The following is a 9529-nucleotide window of genomic DNA, read 5'->3' as shown; positions in this document are numbered from 1 at the left end:
AGGAGAACTTATGGACCTGTCGGTTCCCGACACGGTTGATAACCGTTACAAGGTACTCGAGGTAATCGGTACCGGTGCGATGGCAACCGTTTATGCTGCCGAGGATACTCGCCTCGGCCGCAAGGTTGCGCTTAAGATTCTGCGCCCGGAGCAGGCCCAGGACGATACGTTCCGCGCACGCTTTAAGCGTGAGGCGGAGGCTGTGGCGTCTCTGAACAATCCTGCGATTGTTGCTGTCTATGACACCGGTTCGTATAACCCTTCGCAGGATGGTGGGGAGTCTGCTTCTTCGGAAGAGGGCACCGCTATTCCTTATATCGTGATGGAGTACGTGGAGGGTCATACTCTGCGTTCCATCCTATCCCGTGGCGGTCATCTGCCGGTCCGTGATGCTTTGGGTTATTCCGAGCAGCTGCTGGGTGCTTTGCAATACAGCCACTCGATGGGCATCATTCACCGCGATATTAAGCCGGCGAATATTATGGTGCTGGAGCGTACCAGCGAGGATATCGCTAAGGGTCAGCCGGGCCAGATTAAGGTCATGGATTTCGGTATTTCCCGTGCCATTGAGGAAGCTGGCGAGGCGCTGACCAAGGCTAATGTGGTGATGGGTAGCGCACGCTACATGTCCCCTGAGCAGGTGAGCGGCAAGGATGTTGACGCCCGTAGCGATCTGTACTCTGCTGCTTGCGTGATTTACGAGATGATTGCTGGTCGTTCTCCGTTTGACGCTGAGTCGAATGTTGATCTGGCGGCTAAGCATCTTTCGGATGCCCCTGAGCCTCCGAGCAAGTTCACCCCGCTTGAGGTTCCTGCTGGTCTGGATGCTGTGATTCTGAAGGGTCTGGCGAAGAACCCGGATGAGCGTTATCAGAGTGCTGCTGAGTTCGCTCAGGCTCTGGCGTCGGTTGTTCGCCCGGGTGAAGAGACCGTGGTTCAGGATGCAGCGATGACTACTGCTTTTGTTCCTTCGGCGACTACTGCTTCCCTGGGTGAGGATTACGCCCCGTACACCACCTCGATTACTGAGGCTTCGGTGGAAGACGGCGGCCTCAACGGCTTCTTCGAGTATGAAGACGATGAGGAACTGTATGACGAGGAAGAGTACGCAGAGTACGATGAGTCTTCGCCGCGTAAGCGTGCGTGGGTTCGTTTCCTTGTGGGTACTCTGATTGTAGCTCTGCTGGTTTTCAGTGTCGGCTCGGTTCTGTACTACCAGAACAAGCTCAATGAGGTTCCGCAGGTTCAGGTTCCGGCTGTGGTGAATGTTTCCCGCGATGATGCCGATAACCAGCTGCGTAACCGAGGCTTCGTGGTGGAGTACCGTCAGGGCTACTCGGACAACATCAAGAAGGGCGACGTTATCAACGTTGAGCCGGGTGTCGGTTCTACGGTTAATAAGGGCTCGACCGTGGTTGTGACTGTTTCGAGCGGTCCGGAGAAGGTCAAGTTGCCGGATAACCTGCAGGGTCAGAGTGAGGCGTATGTCCGTAACGCTCTGAAGGACCTGGGTCTGGTGGATGGCCGCGTCTCCACTGTGGAGAGCGCTTCCGTTCCTGCGGGTATGGTTGTGGAGCTGTCCCCTGAGAAGGACTCGACCGATGATAAGGGGGCTCAGACCGTTGAGGCTGGTAGCACCGTGAACATTGTCCTGTCTTCCGGTAAGGTGAAGGTCCCCTCGCTGGTGGGTCTGACCAAGGATCAGGCGATTGCTGCTCTGACCGCTCAGGATGTTCTGCTGAACACCAACATTGAGACTGTTCAGACTAACGAGCGTCCTGCGGGCACTGTGCTTTCGCAGAGCTCTGCGGCGGGTACTCTGGTGGCTCAGAACAGCACTGTGACGATCCGTGTAGCTGCTACTCCGACTCAGACGACCGCTCCGACTACTGCGGCTACTCAGCCTGCGGCGGCGACCGGTAACCAGAACGCTACTACTGGTAACCAGAACCAGCAGCGTTCTACCGCGGCTAACCAGCAGGCTACTCAGCCTGCGGCGGCGACCGGTAACCAGAACCAGCAGCGTTCTACCGCTACGGCTACTCCGGCACCGGCTGCGTCCACTGCTGCGGGTACCCGTACGATTCAGGGTACTAACGCGAATACCAATGCGAACAACACAAACGCTAACGCCCGCTAAGGGGTTCTAGCGGTTAGCAAAAGGGGCGGCGCTCCACACCGTTGGGTGTGGGGTGCCGCCCCTTTTTGTGTACCTGGGTTCGGGGTAGGAAGTGTGCGAGGGAGTAGAGTTATCGCCTCCAGTTTCCCTGTAGCATGCCTGCTACGGGGCTTCTGGAGGCGATATAAGCCATTGATGGCAATCCAAGCTAAAGTTACTAAGCCATGAGGGGTGAGAGGCTCTTAGAGCGCTCTGCGGCTCCCTGCAGACCGGTTTCTTCGAGCCAGTTACCGAGCATGAGGTATCCGCTTTCGGTCAGGACCGACTCGGGGTGGAACTGCACGCCGTGCATGGGGGCTTCACGGTGGCGCAGACCCATGATGATGCCGTTATCGGTGGTGGAGGTGGTTTCCAGGACCTCGGGCATGGTTTCGGGTACGACTGCCAGGGAGTGGTAGCGGGTCGCGGTGAAGGGGTTGGGCACGTCCTTGAATACGGAGACGTTCTCGTGCACGAGGCGGGAGGTCTTGCCGTGCATGAGTTCGGGGGCGTGGGTGACGGTGCCGCCGAATGCCTCCGCGATGGCCTGGTGGCCGAGGCATACGCCCAGCAGAGGCTTCTTCGCTTCGGCTGCCCAGCGGATGGTGTCAATAATGACGCCTGCTTCTGCGGGGGCGCCGGGGCCCGGGGAGACGAGCACGCCGTCGTGTTCTTCGGCGAGCTTGATAACGGCGTCGAGTTCGTATTCGTCGTTACGGATGACGGTGGTTTCAGCGCCGAGCTGCTGGATGTAGCCGACGAGGGTGAAGACGAAGCTGTCGTAGTTGTCGATGACAAGGATGCGGGTCATGGCACGTCCTTAGCGCTAATGGTTGATGGTGACGTTCAGGTTAAAGGGGCCGTACTCTGCGAAGTGGGGGAAGACGAATTCCATGAGCAGGTAGACTACGGCGAGTATCAGCGCGATGGCGATGATGATGCGAACCCACAGGGGGCCGGGAAGGTGGCGGAAAATCCATGCGTACATCTTGCTTTTCCTCTCTGAGTTTAGGATCCTGCTACGGAGGCGGCAATCTCTGCGGGCGCTCCGGCTGCGGCGGGCCGCCAGGATTCGAGGCGGGCGTGGACAATGTATCGTTCGGTGTCGCCGTAGCGCGGGTGGCAGGTGGTGAGCGTCAGGAGGCGCTCGGTGGGTGCTACGCCGGGCTGTCCGGGGACGGGTTCGATGACTTCTACTTGGTCGGGCTGCACGATTTCGTGGCTGTAGACAGTGTAGGTGTAGTAGCCGTCTTTGGTGCGCACGTAGATGTGGTCGCCTTCGGTGAGCAGGTCGATGTCGTTGAGGACTTTACCGCGGGTTTGGCGGTGGCCGGCAAGGGAGAAGTTGCCCACCTGTCCGGGCATGGCGCTTCCTTCGTAGTGGCCGAGTCCGAGGGAGTCGAGCACGTCGGAGCTGGTGCCCTGGGTGGCGGGGCGCTGGTAGTCGGATCCGAACTTGGGGATGTAGACGACGCCGAAGACTTCGCCGTGGCCGGGTTCGCTCAGACCTGCGGGAGGGGTGTTGGGATCCCAGTTGGGGAGGGGTTCGGCGGGGTTGGAGTCGAATTCCTGGACGAGGGTGCTGACGGCTTGGGATTGGGTGCGGTCGGCGTCGATGTTGGTCCACCAGAGCTGCCATGCGACGAAGAGCAGTAGCAGCAGGCCGACGGTAATAAGGAGTTCGCCTGTAATCTGGATAATCCAGTGCAGCACGGTACGGGGGCGGCGCTCTGCGGTGGGTGCCGTTCCTTGGCTCATGCGTTCTCCTTTGTCCTTTGGGTTGTGTATGTTCTTGGGCGCCGGGTGGCGTTCCTTATCTTTCAACGCACGGAGAAGGTGAAATCATCCCGTAAGTCTGCAAAGATAGGTGTGAACATATATTTTTAGGTTACCCATACAACAATAAGCGGAGGAAGTATGTCGACCAACTCGGCTAAGGCATCGTCCAAGAAGAAGTCTCAGAAGTCTGCTAAGTCTGAGGTGGAGGATGCGAGCGAGCTGCGTCTGCGTGAGATTGCTCGTGAGATGGAGAGCGGCACGCAGCTGAAGGAGCAGACTCCGTTGTGGTACCGCGTGATTATGTTCTCGCTGTTGGCGGTGGGCATTCTGTGGATTATTATTTTCTACATTACGCAGGGCCTGTTCCCGATTCCTGATTTGGGTATGTGGAATGTGAGTGTTGGTGTGGGCGCCATGATGGTGAGCATGCTGATGATGACTCGTTGGCGCTAGAGTTTAGACGTTAGAGCTTATAGAGAGGCGGCCGTCCCGTGTGGGGCGGCCGCCTCTCTACGTTTGGAGCTAGGGGGTTAGGGAGCCTCTGCGGCGCTTTTTCTGTTCTGAAGCGCTGTCCGGAAGATCGCGGTCATGGCGACCATGCTGAGCAGTTCGGTGAGGGTTTGGGTGAGTACGGTAGCGCTCATGAGCTTTGCTTCGGGGTTCCCGCTGTGCGCCAGGCGTTGTGCACAGAGCGCTACGACGGGGTAGATGATGAGGGCGTTGCGGGTGACGGCGCTGAAGGTTACGGCGATACGTTCCGGTCGGCTCATCATTCTGCTAAGGAGCCATGCAGCGACTCCTGCGAGGATAGCGTAGGTAAGGTAGAGTCCGGCGAGTCGGGGAATGAGCTGCGTTTCGTTCAGTACCGCCGGGGTGTAGGCGGAGCACATGAGGGCAAGAAGTAGGCACATGAGGGGAATCATCGCGGTATCGCTCATACTACGTAGGCGTTCGTAGGTTTGTTGGCGCTGCGGTGAGCGGGTTAACCAGCGTTGCGCGAGGTAGGCGGCTACTAGAGGTGCGATGAGCGGTGTGAGGCTGAGGTAGCTTTCAGCGGGGAGGGGGAAAATTTCTCCCGCCACCCTCATATCTATTATTCCTATATAAGAATATATACTAGTCCAGATAGGAATAAATATAAGCTGGGCGCCGAGCAGGTAGGGTGTTGCCGCTAGCAAACCTCGGTATTCCCCTCCGGCAATACACGTAAAAACCACCACGTAATCCACGCATGGAGCCAGCAAAACAATCACTGTAGCTAGAGCAACGGGGCCTCCCTCAGGGATAAAGAGGGAGACCAGAGGCGCAACTAGAATCGGGGTTCCAAGGGTAGCCGCCAGCACGACCGTGCGCACAAGCATCTTATGCTGACCAACATTCATGCCGGCCAGGGGCATGAGAGCGAAGTTACTCCACAGTAGCGCGCCAAGCGCATAAGGCACGAGCTGTTCAGAAGCGTGACTCCACCCGTTCAAACCCGCGCAGGCAGCTCCCACGATCATGGAGCCAAGGTAGAGGGCCACCTGGTGACGTTCCATAAAGCTCACCAAAGTCATCCTCTTCTAGTAGATCAGGTCGCCTCGCGCCGCTTCGTGGACGCGGCGGGTTACGGGCTCCATGACGGGCGAGTTGATATTCCACCGCTGCCAGTAGAGGGGGAATTCTACGGGGGTTGCGGCGAGCTTCACGAGGTGCCCGCTTTCGAGTTCTTCGGCGCATTGTGCCTCAGGAATGAGGCCCCAGGCAATACCGGAGCTGACGGCTCGCGCATAGTCCGGAGATGAGGGAATGTAGATGGTGGGGCTTTGGATAAAGGTTTCTTCAGCCTCTAGACCTACCTCTTTTTCAATGAGGGCTCGTGCTATATCCTGCACAAAATCTTTACGGTCGTATTCGACAACGGGGGCATGATTGAGCTCTTCGTGGCTCGTGGTCTTGGGCCAGCCGGGTAGGTACCGCTGTACGTAGTCAGGGGTGGCAACGCACCAGTAGCGTGCCACGCCGAGGGTTTCGACGGAGCAGCCGGGGATTTTTTCGGGTTTGGAGGTGATGACTGCCATGACTTCTCCGGATCGGAGCATGGCGGAGGAGTGGAATTCACCTTCTCGTCGCAGGTCGCAGAAGATGCTGTCTTCGCGGCTGAGGGTTCCTACGGCGTCGATGAACCAGGTGGCGAGTGAGTCGGCATTGACGGCAACGGAGATGCTCTGGAAGCCGCCGGCACCCATGAGTTCGCGTTCCATTTCTTGCTGCAGGAATTCGCTTTGTCGGGCGATGCGCAGTACGCTTTGTCCGGCGTCGGTGGGGGTGACGGGGTTGCTTCGGCGTACCAGGACCTTTCCGGCGATCTGTTCCATGGCTTTGATGCGCTGGGAGATGGCGGAGGGGCTCACTCGCAGGATATCTGCTGCCGCGTCGAAGGTGCCGTATTCAATGACGGTGGCGAAAGTGGTGAGCTGGTCGGTACTGAAACGTGTCATAAGAATATCTTACGCAGTGTGAAAATATTTAGATAGATTTAGGGTCCTTTTTCCCGTATTCTCGTCTCTGGCACTTCACACTTCCGCTAACGCAGGCTTTATCCCTGCATCACGAGCTTTTGCCTGGCAAGCTGGTAGTAAGAGAGCCGCTACCCGCCACTACGTACGCGGGTTCATACCCCGTTTGATCAACATAGAAAGTTTCACGATGTCCGCATCCCTCTCCCTGCTGTTTCTGGGCGCTACCACCACGATTTCTTTGGTGGCGGCTATTGGCGCCCAGGGAACTTTTGTGCTGCGTCAGGGTATTTTGGGTCGGCACATTACCCCGATTATTATTTTCTGCATTCTGTCGGATGCTCTGATGATTGGCTTGGGCGTTGTGGGTCTGGGTGCCCTGTTGGATGCGGCGCCGTGGTTTATTGAGGTGTTCCGTTATGTGGGTGCGGCGTTTTTGGCGTGGTTTGGTTTTGAGGCTGGCCGCCGCGTGTTTACTACGCACTCCATCGTGGTTGATGATGCGGAGGGCGATTCTCAGTCGTTGAAGGCGGCTCTGCTGACCACGGCGGCGGTGACGTATTTGAATCCGCTGGCATGGTTAGATACGACTATTCTTTTAGGTTCGCTGGCAAACGCCCAGGGCGATCCTGGCCGTTGGTGGTACTACCTGGGTTGCTGCTGCGGTAGCCTGATCTGGTTTTTGATGCTGGGCTATGGTTCGCGCCTGTTGCGTCCGCTCTTTGCGCGCCCTTCAGCGTGGCGCGTTTTGGATGGTGCGACGGCTCTTCTGATGGCGTACCTGGTGTTCAACCTGCTGACGATGAACCTGTCGACCCATTAACTTTTACCCCCTGACTTGGCTCTTTATGCTTTGTCAGTCTCTTTTTCAGTGCTCTTCTCCTCTTCGAGGGGTATGAGCACTTCATTTTTGGGCAAGGTAAGTAGACCCAAGTAGATATCGCGAATGATCAGGATGTGCTTGATCCGCTCAATCATGGGCTTGAGGAAGCTTCGGGCGTATTTTTCGTCGCTACTGGTGGTTGCAACGAAGCTGAGCCCGGAGAACACGGCAACGATCATGGACACCTTGATGACGACGGCGTTGATGTTGGTGTCTACGCCGAGGATTTTGAGGTGTTCGGGTTTGATGCTCATTCAGGATTCGATGGTGGTGTCGCTAATGGCGATGGACGAGAAACCCATGAAGAATCCGAAGACGAGCAGCATGAAGAAGGTCGCCTGAATAATCTGCCCGATCATGGGGATGATGATGAGGTTACTCCAGGGAGCGATTTTGAGGGGTCGGTGTTCGAGGATTTTCTTCTCTTCGACCCAGTCTTGGGCGGTGTTCCAGATTCCGCCTTCGAGGGCTGCGGCATGCTCGTAGTCGTTGTCGCTAAAGCGTGCGATGTCGTCGCCTCTCGAGCGCCCCAGCAGGCGCGCTGTGCGTTCCAGGGAGGTTGTGACGACCACGAACACGGCGAGTAGCCCCATGAGGCCCAGAACCGCCCAGGTGCGCGGGAAGCTGAGTCCGTTGGCAAGCTTCCAGAGGTCTGCGTTCACGAAGATAAAGAGTACGGACACCATGAGTACGGGTAGTACTTTCGCGATCATGGGCGGCAGGGATGCAAGCTGGTGGATGGCGTGCTTAAGGGACCAGCCGAGTACGGTATCTACGCCCAGGAAGATGGCGAGGTAGATTCCGATAACGATGAGCGGGAATACTTGGCCGCCGTCGTAGACGAAGTCGAGGCCGTCGAGGGTGTTGGATGCAAAGACACCGGCGGTAAAGAGCATTCCAGCAGAAAGTACGGTAAGAATACCCGTGGTGATTTGAACCCACCGCGGGGAGCGGACCATCAGCACGTGGGCAAGAGCAATGAACACACCGGAGATGATCGGCATAATGAGGAAAATCCCACCGAGTACGAGCACTGGGAGCACTTCGTTGCTGAGGGTACTATCGCGTGTGAGAGTTTTGATGTAGTCCGGTAGGGAGCCTTTCACGTCCTCTACGACGAAGAGGAGAAGGTCGCGCAGGAAGATATAGCAGATATGCATGATGCCAGCCCACAGGATCCACGGTACAGAGCGTGGGAACGCATCGAGAGCACGTTGACGTGCAGGAATGATGAGGGGCACGCCCTGTTTACGGAACCAGATATTGCTCTGCTTTAGCATGTCAGCCTTGCTGTAGTGCTGAGTGGTGTAATGCTGAGGTTGCACCGCTTCTGCAGTGGCTTTAGCACGCAGCCGCGCCCAGATGGGCGTGCGTCCTTCTGCTGCGGGGTGTTCTGGTCCTGTGCGCTCATGACATACCACTCTACAGGGGTTGAGAACCTCTTTTATCCGAAGGCCCCTATAGTTCTTCTCGCTGGAGTTCAGCTCCGATAAAGCGGCTGTAGGCGCCCATGAGGAGGGCAGCTGCTTCTTCCTGTTCCTCGTAGATGCCTAGCTCCTCGTCCTCACGACCCGTGTAGGTACCGCTACTGATTTCGAGCAGGGATAACGGTCCTTCTGCAGTCTCCGGGGCTAGAGCATCCAGGATGAAGCTCAGGCTTTCTTCTGATTCTTCAGCTACGCCCATGAGCCGCCCCAGACGTGTACCCGGGTAGGGTGCGATGGTGAGGACGTCTTCGTTCTCGCACTGGATAATGCGTGCGACAGGAATAATATCCCCGTCTGCGGTCTCTTCGAGCAGTAGCTCGGTGGAGAGGTCGATATGGCTTTCCTCGCTCTGTAGGAGCTGCCTGGGCCACCAGAGGTGAATGTATTCGGTCAGTGCCGCCCAGGTTTCGTGAGGCTCCAGTATGCTCTCTACGTAGAGTGCTACCGTTCGTTCTTCACCGTTGTGTTGGTGATGCTGATCGACTGGCTCTGGGGCGTGGGAAAACATGGGGTAGTGCATGGTTCTACTCTATCCCAGTGTGTCTGTGAAGAGCATTCTTCCTTGTAGACAGAGCCATAGACAAGGGTCTGAGGGCACAAAAAAGGGGCAGACCCGCATGGGTCTGCCCCTTTCCAGCTTTAGCTGTTAAAACAAAAGAGCCCGCGCAAGCGGGCTCTTTTTATTGCCTATTGGATTGTTATCCAAAAACCATACAGTGAACGC

General features: G+C 57.0%; 11 protein-coding genes. 3 read left to right on the top strand and 8 right to left on the bottom strand.

Annotated features, from left to right (window positions below; translation table 11 throughout):
- Positions 1-10 precede the first annotated feature (10 nt).
- Positions 11-2140, top strand: coding sequence for a Stk1 family PASTA domain-containing Ser/Thr kinase (pknB, locus tag HMPREF2779_RS00045; protein ID WP_105360499.1), 2130 nt, complete (start codon positions 11-13; stop codon positions 2138-2140).
- A gap of 196 nt (positions 2141-2336) precedes the next feature.
- Here pknB and HMPREF2779_RS00040 read toward each other — a convergent pair whose 3' ends face one another.
- Genes HMPREF2779_RS00040 through HMPREF2779_RS00035 form a run of 3 tightly spaced genes read right to left on the bottom strand, consistent with a single transcriptional unit; the run spans position 2337 to position 3916 of the window.
- Positions 2337-2969 (bottom strand): aminodeoxychorismate/anthranilate synthase component II, encoded by a 633-nt coding sequence (locus tag HMPREF2779_RS00040; protein ID WP_049328052.1) that lies wholly within the window; start codon positions 2967-2969, stop codon positions 2337-2339.
- Positions 2970-2984: 15 nt separating this feature from the next.
- A complete protein-coding gene (locus tag HMPREF2779_RS08995; protein WP_005508086.1) occupies positions 2985-3146 on the bottom strand; it encodes a hypothetical protein in 162 nt (53 codons plus the stop codon).
- Between the two features lie 20 nt (positions 3147-3166).
- Positions 3167-3916, bottom strand: a complete 750-nt coding sequence (locus HMPREF2779_RS00035) for a class E sortase (protein WP_005507387.1) — start codon at positions 3914-3916, stop codon at positions 3167-3169.
- Positions 3917-4075: 159 nt separating this feature from the next.
- Between HMPREF2779_RS00035 and HMPREF2779_RS00030 the strand changes: the two genes are divergently transcribed.
- A complete protein-coding gene (locus tag HMPREF2779_RS00030) occupies positions 4076-4390 on the top strand; it encodes a cell division protein CrgA (RefSeq protein WP_070684535.1) in 315 nt (104 codons plus the stop codon).
- A gap of 77 nt (positions 4391-4467) precedes the next feature.
- On the opposite strand, the gene HMPREF2779_RS08905 is transcribed toward HMPREF2779_RS00030, so the two are convergent.
- Positions 4468-4875, bottom strand: coding sequence for a hypothetical protein (locus HMPREF2779_RS08905; protein WP_141754857.1), 408 nt, complete (start codon positions 4873-4875; stop codon positions 4468-4470).
- Positions 4876-5499: 624 nt separating this feature from the next.
- Positions 5500-6417 (bottom strand): LysR family transcriptional regulator ArgP, encoded by a 918-nt coding sequence (locus HMPREF2779_RS00020; RefSeq protein ID WP_105360497.1) that lies wholly within the window; start codon positions 6415-6417, stop codon positions 5500-5502.
- Between the two features lie 208 nt (positions 6418-6625).
- On the opposite strand from HMPREF2779_RS00020, the gene HMPREF2779_RS00015 reads away from it, so the two are divergent.
- Complete coding sequence (locus HMPREF2779_RS00015) at positions 6626-7258, top strand: LysE/ArgO family amino acid transporter (RefSeq protein ID WP_070684529.1); 633 nt, start codon at positions 6626-6628, stop codon at positions 7256-7258.
- A gap of 23 nt (positions 7259-7281) precedes the next feature.
- Here HMPREF2779_RS00015 and HMPREF2779_RS09030 read toward each other — a convergent pair whose 3' ends face one another.
- The 3 genes from HMPREF2779_RS09030 to HMPREF2779_RS00005 form a co-directional block, all read right to left on the bottom strand.
- The gene (locus tag HMPREF2779_RS09030) at positions 7282-7572 is read right to left on the bottom strand and encodes a hypothetical protein (protein ID WP_233992148.1); all 291 of its coding nucleotides are present in this window, start codon (positions 7570-7572) and stop codon (positions 7282-7284) included.
- On the bottom strand, positions 7573-8598 hold the full coding sequence (locus tag HMPREF2779_RS00010; protein ID WP_233992147.1) for a D-mannonate dehydratase: 1026 nt from the start codon (positions 8596-8598) through the stop codon (positions 7573-7575).
- 178 nt (positions 8599-8776) lie between these two features.
- Positions 8777-9325, bottom strand: a complete 549-nt coding sequence (locus HMPREF2779_RS00005; protein ID WP_070684527.1) for a GTPase — start codon at positions 9323-9325, stop codon at positions 8777-8779.
- Positions 9326-9529: the final 204 nt, after the last annotated feature.

The organism is Rothia sp. HMSC069C03 (genome assembly GCF_001811075.1).
Taxonomy (GTDB): Bacteria; Actinomycetota; Actinomycetes; order Actinomycetales; family Micrococcaceae; genus Rothia; species Rothia mucilaginosa.
This window is presented reverse-complemented; position numbering and strand designations above follow the sequence as displayed.